Below are 16,741 nucleotides of genomic sequence, written 5' to 3'. Positions count from 1 at the left end.
TCCGGCCCGCGTGAACGCTACGCGGGCCGGATGCTGCTGTGGATCGGCATGTAGTAGATCGACTCCTCGCGGACGTTCGCGCCCGGCTTGGGGGCGTGGATCATCTTGCCGTCGCCGATGTAGATCCCGACGTGGCTGATGTCGTCGTAGAAGAAGACCAGGTCACCCGGGAGCAGGTCGGCCGTCGCCACACTCTGTCCGGCCTTCACCTGGTCCCAGGTGGTCCGGGGCAGGTCGACGCCCGCCGCGCGCCAGGCGGCCTGGGTGAGCCCGGAGCAGTCGTACGAGCTAGGGCCCGTCGCGCCCCAGACGTACGGCTTGCCGATCTGAGCCCGCGCGAAGGAGAGCACCTTCTCGGCCTTGGCCGCGTACGTGCCGCCGGTTGTTCCGGAAGCCGCCCCGGTGCCGGTGCCGGTGCCGGTGTCCGTGCCCGCCTGTTCCCGCTCCCGCTGCTCACGCTCCTGGAGCTGCCGCTCGGCCTCGGCCTCGGCCTCCGCCTCGGCCTTGGCCCTCGCCTCGGCCTTCCGGCGGGCTTCCTCCTCCTTCTTGCGCTCGAGTTCGGCGAGCCGCGCGCGCTCCTCGGCGGTCAGCTGCGACAGCAGCTCCCGCGCCTCGGCGAGCTTCTTCTGGACGGCCTGCTTCCTGGCGCGCAGCGAATCCTGAGAGTCCGTGAGCGTCTCCAGGCTCCTGGTGGCCTGGGCGCGTTGCTTCGCAGCCTCGGCCCGCTGGGTCTCGTGGTCGGCGACGGCTCCGCGCTGCTGCTCGGTCAGCCGGTCCATCAGTTGTGTCTGGTCGGCGTAGGACTGAGGGTTGTCGGCGAAGAGCAGTGCGGCGGTCGGGGTGACGGCGCCGGTGCGGTACTGGGCGGCCGCGTACGAACCGAGGGCACGCCGGGACTCGTTGAGGGCCTCCGTGCGCTCGGCGGCCTCGTCGAGGGCACGGTCCACCTTGCGGCGCTGCTGCTCGGTGGACTCCTTCGCCTTGTTGTACTCCTGGGTCGATGAACCAGCCTGGCGGTAGAGGTCGTCGACCTTCTTCTGGACTTCCTCGATGCTGGGCTTCGGGTCGGCTGTCGCATTCTGTGCCGAGAGGAGCGAGACCCCCGCTATGGCGGCCGTCGTGATCCCGACGGCAGGTGTGTTCGTACGTGTGCGGCTGCGCGGCTTGCGGTGCGACGCCAAGGCCGGCATCTCCTTCCGTGGAACGCCTACCGGGTTAGCTGTCGGGTTCGGACGGAACGGAAGGTTGCCCTACGGGCCAGGTGAAACCAGGCCCGATTCACCCCGGTTGTGCTTGAGTGGGTCCCCGGTTCCGAACTCCTCTGCGAGGGGCACGGATTCGGCGCGGCTGCCCGGCCGGCGTGGTTCGCCGAAGGGGGTACGGGCTGCCTGGGCGAGCACGCTAGCCAAAGTGTGGTGCTGCTGTGAAGGAGAGTGGTCGATATGCCCGATACATTTCCGTTACCTTGGCGCTATGTGTCCGTGTCATGACTGGAGGTGTCCGATGGTGATTCCCGCGAAGGCGGCAACGGGCTGTCGGCGGGGCCGCCTAGACTCGGAGAGCGATGAGCAGCCTCTTTGACGACAGTTTCCTGGCGGACCTCCAGCGCACCGCGGCCCCGGAGGAGCCCCCGCCACCGGAGGACGACGAGCACCCGCCCGCGGACGAGGTCCCGCACGACCTCTTCGAGGGCAGGTTCGACCTGCCCCCGTCCGGGGACGTCCACTACCGCAACGGTGCCCCGCGGCCCGTCATCGACCCGGCGGCCCTGCTCGACGGGCTGAACGAACAGCAGCGCGCCGCCGTCGTCCACACGGGATCGCCGCTGCTCATCGTCGCCGGCGCCGGCTCCGGCAAGACCCGGGTGCTGACCCACCGGATCGCCCATCTGCTGGCGACCCGCGACGTCCACCCCGGCCAGATACTGGCCATCACGTTCACCAACAAGGCCGCGGGCGAGATGAAGGAGCGCGTCGAGCAGCTCGTCGGCCCGCGCGCCCGCGCCATGTGGGTCTCCACCTTCCACAGCGCGTGTGTCCGCATACTGCGCCGCGAGAGCAAGAGGCTCGGCTTCACGTCGTCCTTCTCGATCTACGACGCCGCCGACTCCAAGCGGCTGATGGCACTGGTCTGCCGCGATCTGGACCTCGACCCGAAGCGGTACCCGCCGAAGTCGTTCAGCGCCAAGATCTCGAACCTGAAGAACGAGCTGATCGACGAGGAGGCCTTCGCCGACCAGGCAGGCGGGGGTGACGCCCAGGCCGGAGGCTTCGAGAAGACGCTGGCCGAGGCGTACCGGATGTACCAGGCCCGCCTGCGCGAGGCCAACGCGCTGGACTTCGACGACATCATCATGACGACGGTCCATCTGCTCCAGGCGTTCCCGGACGTCGCCGAGCACTACCGGCGCCGGTTCCGCCACGTCCTGGTCGACGAGTACCAGGACACCAACCACGCCCAGTACACACTCGTGCGCGAACTGGTCGGCACGGGCCACGACGACCTCGGCCCCGCCGAACTGTGCGTGGTGGGCGACGCCGACCAGTCGATCTACGCGTTCCGCGGTGCCACGATCCGCAACATCCTCCAGTTCGAGGAGGACTACCCGGACGCGACCACGATCCTGCTCGAGCAGAACTACCGCTCGTCCCAGACGATCCTCTCCGCGGCCAACGCCGTGATCGAGCGCAACGAGAGCCGCCGTCCCAAGAACCTGTGGACGAACGCGGGCGCCGGAGCGCAGATCACCGGCTACGTCGCGGACACCGAGCACGACGAGGCCCAGTTCGTCGCCGACGAGATCGACCGGCTGACGGACGCGGGCGGAGCCAAGGCCGGCGACGTGGCGGTCTTCTACCGGACCAACGCCCAGTCCCGTGTCTTCGAGGAGATCTTCATCCGCGTCGGCCTGCCGTACAAGGTCGTCGGCGGTGTGCGTTTCTACGAGCGCAAGGAGGTCCGGGACGTCCTGGCATACCTCCGCGTCCTCGCCAACCCCGAGGACAACGTGCCACTGCGGCGGATCCTGAACGTCCCGAAGCGCGGCATCGGCGAGCGCGCCGAGGCGATGATCGACGCGCTCGCCCTGCGGGAGAGGATCACGTTCCCGCAGGCGCTGCGCCGCGTCGACGAGGCGTACGGCATGGCAGCCCGCTCCGCCAACGCCGTGAAGCGCTTCAACACGCTCATGGAGGAGCTGCGCACGATCGTCGACTCGGGCGCGGGCCCCGCGGTGGTGCTGGAGGCCGTGCTGGAGCGGACCGGCTATCTCGCCGAGCTGCAGGCCTCCACCGACCCCCAGGACGAGACCCGTATCGAGAACCTCCAGGAACTCGCGGCGGTGGCCCTGGAGTTCGAGCAGGAGCGCGGCGCCGAGGAGGGGGCGGGTACGCTCGCCGAGTTCCTGGAGCAGGTCGCGCTCGTCGCCGACTCCGACCAGATCCCCGACGAGGACGAGGAGGGCAGCGGCGTCATCACGCTGATGACGCTGCACACGGCGAAGGGCCTGGAGTTCCCCGTCGTGTTCCTCACCGGCATGGAGGACGGCGTCTTCCCGCACATGCGGGCACTCGGCCAGACCAAGGAGCTGGAGGAGGAACGCCGTCTGGCGTATGTGGGGATCACCCGTGCCCGTGAGCGCCTCTACCTGACGCGTTCCTCGATGCGCAGCGCCTGGGGCCAGCCCGCCTACAACCCGCCCTCGCGCTTCCTCGAGGAGATCCCGGACGCGCATCTGCAGTGGAAGCGGACGGGCCCGATGGCGGCGCCTGCGGGGCCGACGTCCGGCATCGCCTCGGCGCTCTCGTCGTCCCGGTCCCGCTCCGGCCCCTCGGGCTTCGCCACGCGGCGGACGACGGACAAGCCCGTGATCGCCCTGGCCGTCGGGGACCGCGTCACCCACGACCAGTTCGGACTGGGGACCGTGATGGCGGTGACGGGCTCGGGCGCTGACGCCCAGGCGACGATCGACTTCGGCGACACCAAGCCGAAGCGGCTGCTGCTGCGGTACGCGCCGGTGGAGAAGCTCTGACGGGCTGAGAACCGGTCGGAATCCGGAGGATCCGCGGAGAGCACGGGGTGCCGCGGGGTGCCGCGGGGTGTCGTGGGGCTCTGCGGCGTTCGCCTGCGGAGCGCCTGAGGGGGCCGGTGCACCGTGGCCCACCGCAACGTGCGCAGGTGGGATGGGCGGCGTCGGGGCGACCCGACGGGTGCGGGCGGCCCGGGGCACGGAGTGAACCGGCGGGCTCGGCAGGCCCTGAGGTCTGCGGGCGTGGCCGACGGCTCGCGCGGGGCCGGCGGTGTGCCGGTGCGGGCGCGGGCCGAGGACTCAGGTGCGGTCGCAGAAAGCGCACCACGGGCCGGGTGGTTCGGGCCGGGTCGTACGCACGGGCGTCCGCCGGATCAGGTCGGGCTGAGGCCGTGGCTGCGCAGCCACGACAGCGGGTCGATCGCGGACCCTCCGCCGGGCCGTACCTCGAAGTGCAGATGCGGACCGGTCGAGTTGCCCGAGTTACCCGAATAGGCGATGACTTCACCGGCCTTGACCTTGCCGGAGCGGATCTTGGTGCTGCTCAGATGGCAGTACCAGGTCTCCGTGCCGTCGGCGGCGGTGACGATGGCCATGTTTCCGTACGCGCTGTTCCACTGCGTCCGCACGGTGCCGTCGGTCGCGGCCATCACCGGCGTCCCGTACGAGACGGGGAAGTCGATTCCGGTGTGCATGGACATCCAGTTGACACCGGCCTGGCCGTAGTAGGCGCTGAGGCCGTGCTGGGCGACGGGGAGGGCGAACTTGGGGCGCAGCCGCTCGCGGAGGGCGGCTTCCTCCTCGCGCTTCTTGCGTTCCGCCTCCTGCCGCGCCTTGAGGTCGATGCGTTCCTGGGTCCGGCTCGCGCGGTCGCCGAAGTCGCGGACGTCGGCGTTGAGCGCGGCGAGCTGGGTGTCGAGGGCGTTGTTCGCGGCGACCGGCTTCACGGACGACGGATCGGCGGCCGTGACCGCGGTGTTGTCGTCCTTCTGCTGCTCGCCGTCGGTGAGTCCGCCGACCGAGGCCGCCGCGACACCGGCGACCCCCATCACGCAGACGGAAGGAACGGCCACGGTGAGGAGTGCTGAACGCTTGGCGGGGGTGCGGCGGCGGCCGCGGGCGCCGCCGGCCCTGCGCACCGGGCGGGCCGAGGCGGCGGAGGGGAGGGTGACGGCGGGTGCCGCGACGGTGGCCGCGTCGGCGATCAGTTCGGCTTCGTGGCCGTGGCCGTGGCCGTGGCCGGACTCCGGCTCCCCGTCGTACGCGTCCGATGCGGTCGGCCGCTCCGGCTCGTATCCAGAATGTTCCGAGTGATCGGAGTGGTCGGAGTGCTCCGCCGCGGAGTCGGTCGCGGCCTCGCCGCCGAAGCCGGGCTCGGTATCGTGCCCGGTTTCGGTTTCGTAGCCGGACGCGGTGCCGGGCTGCGTCTCGTGAGAGGTGCCGAACTCTGCTGCGGGGGTGAGCTGTTCGTGGGCGAAGGTCCCGGCTGGGTCGTGCTGCTCCCCGTATGCCGGGTACTCGGAGTGCCCGGTTCCGGACAGCTGCCCGGTGTGGTCGCCGTACTGCGGGTGAACGGCGGTGGCGTCAGCGCCGGCCGAGTTCCACGCGGTGGCATCGTAGGCGCCGGTCTCGTACGACGTCGCCGCGCCGTAGCCGGCCGTGGCCCACTGGCCGCCCGTGTCGTAGGTCTGCGTCGCGCTCTCGAACTGCGTCGCCGTGAACTGCCCCGCCTCGTTCCAGGCGTTGGCGTCCCACTGGCCGGTGGCGTCGTACTGCGCGCCGTCGAAATGCGTTGCGTCGTACTGCTGCCCGTACGCATGCTGGGGGTCGCCGTAGACCTCGTGGCCCGCGGGGGAGCCGGAGGACCACTGCGTCGCGTCGTACTGACCGCTGTCGTACTGACCGCCGTGGGTGAGGTGACCGTCCTCGTAACCGCCCGGCATGGCGCCGAAGAGCGGGTCGGTGTCGAAGCTGCCGGTGGCGTACGCGTCGTACCCGGCGTGGGGGTGCTGGTCGTTCACCAACTTCTCTCTCGCCTCGGCAGCAGGACCAGGGTCTGGGGGCCGCCCCGAACGGAAGGGGGTCCCAGAGGCAACGCAGTGGCGCGACTGTACCCGGCGGTATGCGACGTCGACAATCTTCGGAAGGTTTTGGGGAAGCGGGAAACGGGCATTCGGCCGTGTTTCGGCGGAGTGCGGGCAGAGCTTTGGCCTTACGTTCGATCGTTGTTCGACTTCACGCCACGGAAACGGCGCCGGGCGACTCGGATTCCGTTTCGGGCGCATCGAGTGCCTCGCGGATGCCCGCCGCGACCGCCGGATGGACCGGGAGCGCCAGATGACCGATGCCGCTCACGTGGACATTCCGCACGATCAGGTCCGGATGCTCCAGCCGTGCGGTCTCCAGCGGCACCATGATCTGGTCCAGATCACTCCAGAAGCTGACGAACCTGGTCCGGCAGCCAGGCGCGGGCGCCTGCAGTTCCTCGATCACGGCGGAGTCCGGGCGCATCTGGCGCACGATGGGGTGCGCGCTGGCGAGCGGGGCGACGCGCGTGCCCGCGTGGGGCGTGCCGAGGGTGACGAGCGTCCGGACCCGCCGGTCGCCGCCGAGCCGCTGGACGTAGTACCGCGCGATGAGGCCGCCGAGGCTGTGGCCGACGATGTCGACCCGTTGCCGGCCGGTGCGTGCGCAGATCTCCTCGACATGGCGGCCCAGCAGCTCGGCGGCGGTCCGGATGTCGCATGTCAGCGGTGAGTAGTTGAGCGACTCCACATGGCGCCCGCCCTGGCGTACCAGGCACCGCCGCAGCAGGACGAACACGGACCGGTTGTCCACGAAGCCGTGGAGCAGCACGGCCGGCGGATACGGGGACGACTGCGCGGGGAGCGCCGGAAGTGCGGGGGAGCCCGGGAGGTCCGATGGGTCGTCGGGTGTCCCGGCGTCAGGGGAGTCGGGGAGCGTTGGCCCATCGGGGTGCGGGGTTGTGCCGAGGTGCGATGGTCCGTCGGGGTGCGGTGGTCCCGCGGCGGGTCCGGGGGAGCGACGCTCCGGAAACAGGCCCGAGGGGTAAACGATCACGCGCGCGGTGAGGATGGCCAGCTCCAGGGCCGTGGCGCGCAGCAGGGTGACCGACATCCTCATCGGCAAGAGCGGCAGGAACCCCATGGCCCGACCTCCCGACTGGCGCACGGGATCGCGGCTCCGTCCCCCGTGTGCCCTCATGGGGCTGCCCACGGCGCCGACCGCCGGGCCGCGCGGCTGGCGGCACGGTGATCACGGCCACCGAACAGCGGCTCCCTCGCGGCGTCCCGACCGCGGCCCGAGGTCCTCCGGCGGGTACGGCGCGTAGCGAATATGTCCCATGTGTGATTTCCCCCTCGCCGTCCACCGCGAAACGACTGCTTGCGGGATGCTGTAGATCTGTAGATAACGTTCGTTCACCTCCCGGGCCCGCGTCGGCACGGGCGCGGCACGGGATCCGTGTCAGGACGGCACACAGCGCGTCGATCGGCGCGGCTGGGTGCCAATGAGGGCACCGTGCCCATGGCGGCACAGTCGGTATGTGGAGGCAGTGATGGGTGTGACCGGTCCGATCCGCGTGGTGGTGGCCAAGCCGGGTCTCGACGGCCACGATCGCGGCGCGAAGGTGATCGCACGAGCCCTGCGGGACGCCGGTATGGAGGTCATCTACACCGGGCTGCACCAGACCCCCGAGCAGATCGTCGACACCGCGATCCAGGAGGACGCCGACGCGATCGGCCTCTCCATCCTCTCCGGCGCGCACAACACGCTCTTCGCGAAGGTGCTCGAACTGCTCAGGGAACGGGACGCGGAGGACATCAAGGTCTTCGGCGGCGGGATCATCCCCGAGGCGGACATCCCTCCGCTCAAGGAGAAGGGCGTCGCGGAGATCTTCACTCCGGGAGCGACCACGGCGTCGATCGTCGACTGGGTCAACGCCAACGTCCGCCAGGCGGCGTAGGCGCGCACGGCGGGACGGCGGCTTCCGCGGGGCCGGCCCTTCCGCTGCCCTTCGGTCCGGCGGATGCTCCTCCGCACCTGGGGGCGGCGACGTGGCCGTGCCCTTGGCCTTCCGCCGTGACGAGTGTCGGTCGGTTCCGGCCGTGGGGCAGCGGAAGCCCGCCGCCGCCCTGGGCCGGCCGTCGTCCGCGCTGGACCACTTCGGCGAGGGGCCGGGTGCCTCGCCCGGTACGGAGGTGCGCCCACGGAAGCGCGGCGCGTGGCCGCCGCGCGTGGAACGAGGCCCCGGGTACCGCCCACGGGGAGGCGGCGGTCGCGGCGCCCCTTCCCGGAAGGACGGCGCCCGGGCGCCGCGGGCGAAGCGCGACCGCGCCCCCCGCGATCAGCGCGGCTGCGCCGAGAGCTCGGCGTGCATCTCCGCGCGGAGCCTGAGCGTCGAGACCAGTCGCCGGAAGGCTTCGGACCAGTAGCTGCCGGCCCCCGGTGACGCACCTTCGGGCTCGTCGGGGATGGCGGTGAGGAGTTCCAGCCGGCCCGCCTCGACCGGATCGAGGCAGCGCTCGGCGAGGCCCATGACGCCGCTGAAGCTCCACGGGTAGCTCCCCGCGTCCCGTGCGATGTCCAGCGCGTCGACGACGGCGCGGCCGAGCGGCTCCGCCCACGGCACCGCGCAGACACCGAGCAGCTGGAACGCCTCGGACAGTCCGTGCGCGGAGATGAACCCGGCGACCCACCCGGCTCGCTCCTCCGCCCGGAGCGTCGCGAGAAGCTTGGCCCGCTCGCCGAGCGAGGACGTCCCGGGGCCGGTCGCGGGCGGCTGGGAGGGTGCTCCCAGCAGTGCCCGGGCCCACTGCGCGTCATGTTGCCGCACAGCGGCCCGGCACCAGGCGGCGTGCAGCTCGTCGCCCCAGCCGTCGGCGACCGGCAGCGCGACGATCTCCTCCGGCGTCCGCCCGCCCAGCCGCTCCGGCCAGGTGGCGAGCGGGGCCCCCTCCACCAGCTGCCCGAGCCACCAGGACCGTTCGCCGCGTCCGGAGGGGGCGGTCGGGACGACCCCGTCACGCTCCATCCCGGCGTCGCACTCGTGCGGGGCCTCGACGGCGATCGCCGCGACGGCCGCCGTGCGGTCCAGGCCGACGCAGCACGCCGCGCGCGCCGCCATCCGCCCGGCGAGCGCGGAACCCGGCAGAGCGGACAGCAGCTCGGCGGCCGTCGCCCGGACGTTGCGGCTGCGGTCGGACAGGGCCAGGTCCAGGAAGGGCTCGTCCGCGCCGGAAAGTCCGGTGCGCAGCGAATCCAGGAACAGCAGCCGGTCCTCCGCGCGCTCGGTGGGCCAGGTCTCCGCCAGCAGTGCCACCGCGGCTGCCGGGTCGTGGGCGCGCAGCGACCCGAGCAACGAGACCCGTTCCGCGAACAGGCCCTCCTCCCACAGCCGGCGGACGGCCCGGCCGTCCCCCGGCGCCGGCGGGGCGGTGCCGGCGGCCGTGCCGCGGAGGGCGAACTTCCACTCGGGGTTGAGGCCGGCGAGCCAGGTACCGCGCGGGCCGGCGAAGCGCAGCGCCGGGGCCCGTAGATCGGTGCGGGCGCGGGCGGCGTCCAGCAGCGCGGGCAACGCGGACGCCGGGGCGCGGTAGCCGCGCTCGTTGGCGGCGGCGAGCCACTGCGGCAGGAGCTCCGTCAGATCCGGCGCGGCCCCCCGCCGCCCTCCGGAGCCCGCGGGGGCGGCCCGGTCCGCGAGCAGTACGGCCAGCCGCCGGCGGGCCGGTTCGGGCAGCTCCCGCCGGTCGTCCGGCGGCGCGGGCTCCGGCCGGGGCCGGGCCGCAGCGGGCCGCAGTCCGGCTCGCCGTCGTACCGTGTGCACCGCGGCGGCGTCGAGCAGCGCGACGGGCGCCTCGCGGCCGGGCGCCAGGACGTCGGCCGGCGGGCTGCGCCGGTCGGTGCCGAGCAGCGCGGAGGTGACGAGTTCGTCCCAGGCGTTCGTGCGGATGCTGGACATCGGGGCCTCCGGGGGCGTTTCAGGTGAGGGTGACCGTCTCGGGGCTGTCGCCGGACCAGGCGGCCAGCGGTGCGAAGCCGCGGTGGCCGCACTCGCCGAAGACCGTGACCGGGCCGCCACCGGAGAGCGCGACGAGCCTCCACAACCCGGGCCGGGAACGTGCTGCCGGTGTGAGCGGCAGTGCCTGCGGCCCTCCGGCGTCGGCCAGTTGCCAGCCGTCGTCCGAGGGCACCGGCACGACGTCCTCCAGAGTGACCGGCCACGAGTCCAGCCAGGGGTCGTCGCGCAGCGCCTGCCCGTACGCGGCGAGTGCGTCCGCCGCGGAGCCGCCCGGTGGTGGTGCCTTGAGGGGCACCGGGGTACCGAACCGCTCGCGCAGTTCGGCCCGCAGCTGTCCCGCGCCTCCGTGCGGCACGATCTCGGCGTCGATCACGAGCCCCGGGGGCAGGGCGAGCTGCGGTGCCCGCCCGGCCGCGCCGAAGGAGAGGAGCAGGGCCGTGCGTCCCGTCTCCCGGCCGTGCAGCCAGACCCGGCGGGTGGTCAGTCTGGCGTCCGCGGAGTCGTACTGCGCGAGGACCAGCCAGCCGTCCCGGACCGCCGGGCCCTCCGCGGGCGCGGTCAGGCCGACCCGGGCGCGCACGGTGGCGGCGAGCGGCTCCGGAAGCCGGTCCATCTCGAGCCATGCGCGGTCGAGGAGGTGTACCAGCGCGGCCTCCTCCAGCAACCGCACCGGCCAACCCCGACCGGATCCGGGTATGGCACCCAATTCCCTCACTCGCGCGGCCAGTCCGGGGGCCTGGGCGTCGACCATGCGTGCGGCGGTCTCCTCCCACAGGCCGTACCCGGGCCGCTCCGCGGAGGCCAGCCCGCCCCGCAGCAGGTCCGCGAGCCGCTGCTCCAGCTCCGTCGCGCCGGCGGTGATCCGGGCAGCCCTGCGCTCCGCCCTGCGTCTGGCGGCCTCCGGGTCGGCCGCCCTCGCGGGCCGGTCCTCCGCGGCACCGCGCTCCTCCTCCGCCGCCGCCCGCCTGCGGCGGTCCGTGAGCCACTCACCGGCCCAGCCCGGCACCTCGACGTCCCCGACGGCTTTCGCGCCGCCGGCCCAGAGCAGCAGCAGCCCCAGCGCGTGCTTGCACGGGAACTTACGGCTCGGGCAGCTGCACTTGTACGCCGGGCCGGTCGTGTCCACGACCGTCTGGTACGGCTTGCCGCCGCTGCCCTTGCACAGACCCCAGACGGCACCGGTGCCGCTGCTGCCCGTGCCGGACCACGGTGCGGCCGCGCCGAGTTCGCCGCCGGCCTTGCGTGATGCGGCGTCAGGAGCCAGGGCCAGCACCTGTTCCGCCGTCCAGCGCACCCCCTGCTGATTCATGGGGACGACGCTAGGGGGTGGCACTGACAGTCGCCCTGACCTGGTGATTCACGGCGTCGACGCCGACTTGACCTTGCCGTCTCCTTGCGATTCGCTGCGAATCGCCAGCCGACGATCCAGGGGGATCCGCATGAACAGAAGCGTCCGTACCGCCGTGTCCGCACTCGCCGCAGCCGGCCTCGCCGTCGGCCTCACCGCCTGTTCCGGGGCCGCGGAAAAGGCCGTCGACCAGGTCGACAAGGCGGTGAGCGAGACGTACGAGGTCACGTACGAGGTCACGGGCAAGGCCGTCGACTCGATCGACTACCACGCCGACGGTGGCACGGCGATGGAGCCCGAGATCGAGACCGTTCGGAAGCCCGAGCTTCCGTGGAGGAAGACCGTGACGCTGAAGGGCGTCATGCCGCCCGCCGTCATGCCGGTCGCGGTGGACGCCGCGGGCGCGGAGGTCACCTGCTCCATCACGTACAAGGGCGAGGTCATCGAGGAGTCGAAGGGCGAGGGGATCGCGACCGCCGGCGGCTGTGTCGCGGTCTCGCCGATCGCCCGGTAACACCGCTCACAAGCCGCTGACTTCGGCCTCCGCCTGCGGAAACGGGCCGATGTCAGTGGCGTGGTGCACGGTGGATCCCACACCCGGTCGAACGATCTGGAGGGGGATCCATGACCGTGCCCGAAACCGCCGAGGCGTCCGGCGCCTCGGCCCTGCGCCCGCACGCCGAGGCCGCGTTCGCCGACGAGCTCGCGGCACTGACCGCGGCGGACGACCGGCCGCGTCCGGCCCGCTGGCGGCTCTCGCCGTGGGCCGTGGCCACCTATCTGCTCGGCGGCACGCTGTCCGACGGCACGGTGATCACCCCGAAGTACGTGGGCCCGCGCCGGATCGTCGAGGTCGCCGTCGCGACGCTCGCCACCGACCGGGCGCTGCTCCTCCTCGGTGTGCCCGGCACGGCCAAGACCTGGGTGTCCGAGCACCTGGCCGCGGCGGTGAGCGGGGACTCCACGCTGCTGGTGCAGGGCACGGCCGGCACGCCGGAGGAAGCGGTCCGGTACGGGTGGAACTACGCCCGGCTGCTCGCCCACGGCCCGAGCCGCGACGCCCTCGTGCCCAGCCCGGTGATGCGGGCGATGGCCGACGGCATGACCGCGCGGGTCGAGGAGCTCACCCGCATCCCCGCGGACGTGCAGGACACTCTCATCACGATCCTGTCGGAGAAGACCCTTCCGATCCCGGAGCTGGGGGAGGAGGTGCAGGCGGTTCGCGGGTTCAACCTCGTCGCCACCGCCAACGACCGCGACCGCGGCGTCAACGACCTGTCGAGCGCGCTGCGCCGTCGGTTCAACACCGTGGTCCTGCCGCTGCCCGCCACCGCCGAGGCGGAGGTCGACATCGTGTCCCGGCGCGTGGACCAGATGGGTCGTTCGCTGGATCTGCCGGCGGCGCCCGAGGGAGTCGACGAGATCCGCCGGGTCGTCACGGTCTTCCGCGAACTTCGGGAGGGCGTCACGGCGGACGGGCGCACCAAGCTCAAGTCCCCCTCGGGGACGCTCTCCACCGCGGAGGCGATCTCCGTCGTCACCAACGGGCTGGCCCTGGCCGCACACTTCGGCGACGGCGTGCTGCGGCCCGGTGACGTGGCCGCCGGGATACTCGGGGCCGTCGTCCGCGACCCGGCAGCGGACCGGACGGTCTGGCAGGAGTACCTGGAGACGGTCGTCCGCGAGCGGGACGGCTGGAAGGACTTCTACCGGGCATGCCGAGAGGTGAGCGCATGACGACGCCGACGGCGCACCCGCCCCGGGCGGCCGCGGACTCCCGCCGACCGGACCGGGTGCGGCCCGGCGCGGGGCCGATGGTGCTCGGCGTGCGGCACCACGGCCCGGGGTCCGCCAGGGCGGTGCTGGCCGCGCTGGACGCGGCGGAGCCGCGAGCCGTGCTGATCGAAGGACCTCCGGAAGGAGACGCGTTGCTGCCGCTCGCCGCCGACGAGGCCATGGTGCCGCCCGTGGCCCTCCTCGCCCACGCCGTGGACGATCCGGGACGCGCCGCGTTCTGGCCGTTCGCCGAGTTCTCCCCGGAGTGGGTGGCTATCCGCTGGGCGCTGGCGCACGACGCGACCGTGCGGTTCATCGACCTGCCCGCCGCGTACTCCCTGGCCGCGGCCGCCGACCCCTCGTGGGGCGACGAGGAGGACGTCGTGGCCGGCGAGGAGCCGACCCTCCGCGTCGACCCGATCGGAGCGCTCGCCGAAGCCGCCGGGTACGACGACCCGGAGCGCTGGTGGGAGGACGTCGTCGAGCACCGCGGTGAGCCGGACCCGAGGGGCCGCGCGGGTCCGCCGGACGGCGTTCTCGCGCCGTTCGCCGCCATCGGCGAGGCCATGGCCGCCCTCCGTGAGCGGTACGGACACGGGGGGCACCCCCGCGACCTCCTCCGTGAGGCCCATATGCGGATCCGGTTGCGGGCGGCGCGCAAGGAGTTCGGGGACGAGGTGGCCGTCGTCTGCGGTGCCTGGCACGTGCCGGCGCTGACGGCCCGGTCGACCGCCACCGCGGACCGCGCCCTCCTGAAGGGCCTGCCGAAGGTCAGGACCGAGACGACCTGGGTGCCCTGGACCCACCGCAGGCTCGCCCGCCTGGGGGCACCCCCCGGGCGAGGCTCCGGGGGAGGGTACGGCGCGGGCGTCGAATCGCCCGGCTGGTACGCCCATCTCTTCGGCGCCCCGGACCGGCCTGTCGAGCGCTGGATGACCAAGGTGGCCGGGCTGCTCAGGGAGGAGGGCCGGATGGTGTCCTCCGCCCATGTCATCGAGGCGGTCCGGCTCGCCGGGACGCTCGCGGCCGTGCGCGACCGTCCGCTGGCGGGACTGGGCGAGACGACCGACGCGGTCCGGGCCGTGATGTGCGACGGCTCGGACGTGCCCCTGGCGCTGGTCCGGGACAGGCTGGTCGTCGGGGACGTCCTCGGCGAGGTCCCGGACACCGCGCCCGCGGTGCCGCTGCAGCGCGACCTGGCCCGCCTCCAGCGCGGTCTGCGGCTCAGACCGGAACCGGCCGAGCGGGAGCTGGAGCTCGATCTCCGCAAGGACAACGACGCGGCGCGCAGCCGGCTGCTGCACCGGCTGCGGCTCCTCGGCGTGGGTTGGGGACGCCCGGAGGCGGGCCGCGGTTCGACCGGCACCTTTCGCGAGACCTGGCGGCTGCGCTGGGAACCCGAACTGCATGTCAGGGTCGCGGAGGCGGGCGTCTGGGGCACCACGGTGCTCTCCGCGGCCACCGCCAAGGCCGAGTCGGAGGCGGTCTCGACGACGGCACTGGCCGAGGTCACGTCCCTCGCCGAGCGCTGCCTTCTCGCCGAACTCCCCGACGCGCTGCCGGTGGTGATGAGGGCACTCGCGGACCGGGCCGCGCTCGACGCGGACGTGGGCCGTCTCGCGGACGCCCTGCCGGCGCTCGCCCGCTCGCTGCGGTACGGGGACGTGCGTGCGACGGACACCGCCGCACTCGGCGGGGTGGCAGCCGGACTCGCCGAGCGCATCTGCGTCGTGCTGCCGCCCGCGTGCACCGGACTCGACGCCGACGCCGCAGCCGGGATGCGCGGCCGACTCGACGCGGTGCACTCCGCGATCGGACTGCTTCCGCAGTCCCGGGAGCTGGGCGGCCGGTGGGTGGACGTGCTGCGCGGGCTCGTCCTGCGGGACACCGTGCCCGGGCTGATACGGGGGCGTGCGGCCCGGCTGCTGCTGGACGACGGCCGTCTCGCCGAAGGGGAGGCGGCACGGCTGATGGGTCTCGCCCTGTCGCGGGGTACCGCGCCCACCGAAGCGGCCGCCTGGATCGAGGGCTTCGTCGGTGGTGCGTCGGGGGGCGGGATGCTCCTCGTCCACGACGAGCGCCTCCTCGGTCTCGTCGACGCCTGGCTGACGTCGGTCCCGGCCGACGCCTTCACGGACGTTCTCCCGCTGCTGCGCCGCACGTTCTCGGCCTACGAGCCGGGTGTGCGCCGCACTCTCGGCGAGCTGGCGCGGCGGGGGCGGACCGCCGGGGGTCCGGTGCGCACGGAAACCGGGGTGCCGGGGTTCGGGGCCGGTGCCGACGAGCGGCGCGCCGACGCGGTGCTGCCCGTGCTGCGGCTGATTCTGGAGGGGGAGCGGGTATGAGCGCGACGGACGCGACGGCGGACTCCGCGGTGGCGGGGAGGGCGTCCGACGAGAGGCTGCGGCGCTGGCGGCTGGTGCTCGGCGGGGGACCGGCGGACGGCACGGGCCGCGCCCTGACGGGCACGGACGCTGCCATGGACGGTGCGCTGTCCGCGCTCTACGGAGTCGGCGACGGCAAGGAGCGGCGCGCCGACAGGCGTTCGGCCGGACTGGAGGGCTCCGCGCCTTCCGTCGCACGCTGGCTCGGAGACATCCGTACGTACTTTCCGAACTCCGTGGTCCAGGTCATGCAACGGGACGCCATCGACCGGCTCGGACTGTCCACGCTGCTGCTGGAGCCGGAGATGCTGGAGGCCGTCGAGGCGGACGTCCACCTCGTCGGCACGCTCCTCTCGCTCGACAAGGCGATGCCGGAGACGACCAAGGAGACCGCCCGCATGGTCGTCCGGAAGGTAGTCGAGGACCTGGAGAAGCGGCTGGCGACGTGCACCAGGGCGACCCTCACGGGCGCGCTCGACCGCAGTGCGCGCACCAGCCGGCCGCGGTACCGGGACATCGACTGGGACCGCACGATCCGGGCGAACCTCGCGAACTATCTGCCAGAGCACGGCACGGTGGTGCCCGAGCGGCTCATCGGTCACGGCCGTGTCTCGAGGTCGCTGAAGAAGGACGTCGTCCTGTGCATCGACCAGTCCGGGTCGATGGCGGCGTCCGTCGTCCACGCCGCGGTCTTCGGCGCGGTGCTGGCCTCGATGCGGTCGATCGCGACCCGGCTCGTCGTCTTCGACACCGCGGTCGTCGACCTGACGGACCAGCTGGACGATCCGGTGGACGTCCTGTTCGGCACCCGGCTCGGCGGCGGTACGGACATCAACCGCGCGCTGGCGTACTGCCAGTCGCGGATAACCCGCCCCGCCGACACCGTCGTCGTGCTGATCAGCGATCTCTACGAGGGCGGTATCCGAGACGAGATGCTGAAGCGAGTGGCGTCGATGAAGGCGTCGGGGGTGCAGTTCGTCGCCCTGCTCGCCCTCTCCGACGAGGGAGCACCCGCGTACGACCATGACCACGCGGCGGCTCTGGCGGCCCTGGGTGCCCCGGCGTTCGCGTGCACGCCCGACCTCTTCCCCGAGGTCATGGCGGCCGCGATCGAGAAGCGGCCGCTGCCGGTGCCGGCCGGCATATGACAGCGGACACCAGGTCAC

Annotated in this window: 11 protein-coding genes and 1 riboswitch; of the genes, 6 read left to right on the top strand and 5 right to left on the bottom strand. The window is 72.9% G+C overall.

Annotated elements, in window-relative coordinates; genetic code table 11:
• Positions 1–17: 17 nt before the first annotated feature.
• Positions 18–1,190 carry a C40 family peptidase gene (locus FEF34_RS14655; RefSeq protein WP_171052957.1) on the bottom strand — a complete coding sequence of 391 codons (1,173 nt, stop codon included), beginning with the start codon at positions 1,188–1,190 and terminating at the stop codon, positions 18–20.
• Positions 1,189–1,354, bottom strand: a riboswitch (cyclic di-AMP (ydaO/yuaA leader). (Overlaps the previous gene by 2 nt.)
• Positions 1,355–1,564: 210 nt before the next feature.
• Between FEF34_RS14655 and pcrA the strand changes: the two genes are divergently transcribed.
• Positions 1,565–4,030: a DNA helicase PcrA gene (gene pcrA / locus FEF34_RS14650; RefSeq protein WP_138053597.1), complete on the top strand. Its 2,466-nt coding sequence runs from the start codon at positions 1,565–1,567 to the stop codon at positions 4,028–4,030.
• Between the two features lie 371 nt (positions 4,031–4,401).
• On the opposite strand, the gene FEF34_RS14645 is transcribed toward pcrA, so the two are convergent.
• Together FEF34_RS14645 and FEF34_RS14640 are read right to left on the bottom strand one after the other, a co-directional pair.
• The gene (locus FEF34_RS14645) at positions 4,402–6,048 is read right to left on the bottom strand and encodes a M23 family metallopeptidase (RefSeq protein WP_138053596.1); all 1,647 of its coding nucleotides are present in this window, start codon (positions 6,046–6,048) and stop codon (positions 4,402–4,404) included.
• Positions 6,049–6,262: 214 nt separating this feature from the next.
• Entirely contained in the window at positions 6,263–7,195 is a 933-nt protein-coding gene (locus tag FEF34_RS14640; protein WP_138053595.1) for an esterase/lipase family protein, read from the bottom strand.
• A 409-nt stretch (positions 7,196–7,604) separates the two neighbouring features.
• Between FEF34_RS14640 and FEF34_RS14635 the strand changes: the two genes are divergently transcribed.
• Positions 7,605–8,012, top strand: a complete 408-nt coding sequence (locus tag FEF34_RS14635) for a cobalamin B12-binding domain-containing protein (RefSeq protein WP_138057490.1) — start codon at positions 7,605–7,607, stop codon at positions 8,010–8,012.
• Positions 8,013–8,393: 381 nt separating this feature from the next.
• Here the strand turns inward: FEF34_RS14635 and FEF34_RS14630 are convergent, their stop codons facing one another.
• The gene (locus FEF34_RS14630; RefSeq protein ID WP_138053594.1) at positions 8,394–10,007 is read right to left on the bottom strand and encodes a DUF5691 domain-containing protein; all 1,614 of its coding nucleotides are present in this window, start codon (positions 10,005–10,007) and stop codon (positions 8,394–8,396) included.
• A 19-nt stretch (positions 10,008–10,026) separates the two neighbouring features.
• Positions 10,027–11,376, bottom strand: a complete 1,350-nt coding sequence (locus tag FEF34_RS14625; RefSeq protein WP_171052956.1) for an SWIM zinc finger family protein — start codon at positions 11,374–11,376, stop codon at positions 10,027–10,029.
• A 130-nt stretch (positions 11,377–11,506) separates the two neighbouring features.
• Here FEF34_RS14625 and FEF34_RS14620 point away from each other — a divergent pair, with 130 nt between their 5' ends.
• The 4 genes from FEF34_RS14620 (at position 11,507) to FEF34_RS14605 (ending at position 16,723) form a co-directional block, all read left to right on the top strand.
• Positions 11,507–11,929 carry an MmpS family transport accessory protein gene (locus FEF34_RS14620; RefSeq protein WP_138053593.1) on the top strand — a complete coding sequence of 141 codons (423 nt, stop codon included), beginning with the start codon at positions 11,507–11,509 and terminating at the stop codon, positions 11,927–11,929.
• A gap of 110 nt (positions 11,930–12,039) precedes the next feature.
• Positions 12,040–13,152 carry an ATP-binding protein gene (locus FEF34_RS14615; protein WP_138053592.1) on the top strand — a complete coding sequence of 371 codons (1,113 nt, stop codon included), beginning with the start codon at positions 12,040–12,042 and terminating at the stop codon, positions 13,150–13,152.
• Complete coding sequence (locus FEF34_RS14610; RefSeq protein ID WP_138053591.1) at positions 13,149–15,536, top strand: DUF5682 family protein; 2,388 nt, start codon at positions 13,149–13,151, stop codon at positions 15,534–15,536. Before FEF34_RS14615 ends, FEF34_RS14610 begins: the two co-directional genes overlap by 4 nt.
• Positions 15,533–16,723 carry a VWA domain-containing protein gene (locus tag FEF34_RS14605; RefSeq protein WP_138053590.1) on the top strand — a complete coding sequence of 397 codons (1,191 nt, stop codon included), beginning with the start codon at positions 15,533–15,535 and terminating at the stop codon, positions 16,721–16,723. The genes FEF34_RS14610 and FEF34_RS14605 overlap by 4 nt, the downstream gene beginning before the upstream one ends.
• The last annotated feature ends 18 nt before the right edge of the window (positions 16,724–16,741 follow it).

The sequence above is a fragment of the Streptomyces marianii genome, from assembly GCF_005795905.1.
In the GTDB taxonomy this organism is placed as follows: domain Bacteria; phylum Actinomycetota; class Actinomycetes; order Streptomycetales; family Streptomycetaceae; genus Streptomyces; species Streptomyces marianii.
Note: the sequence above shows the minus strand (reverse complement) of the source record. Positions and strands in the feature narration are given on the sequence as shown.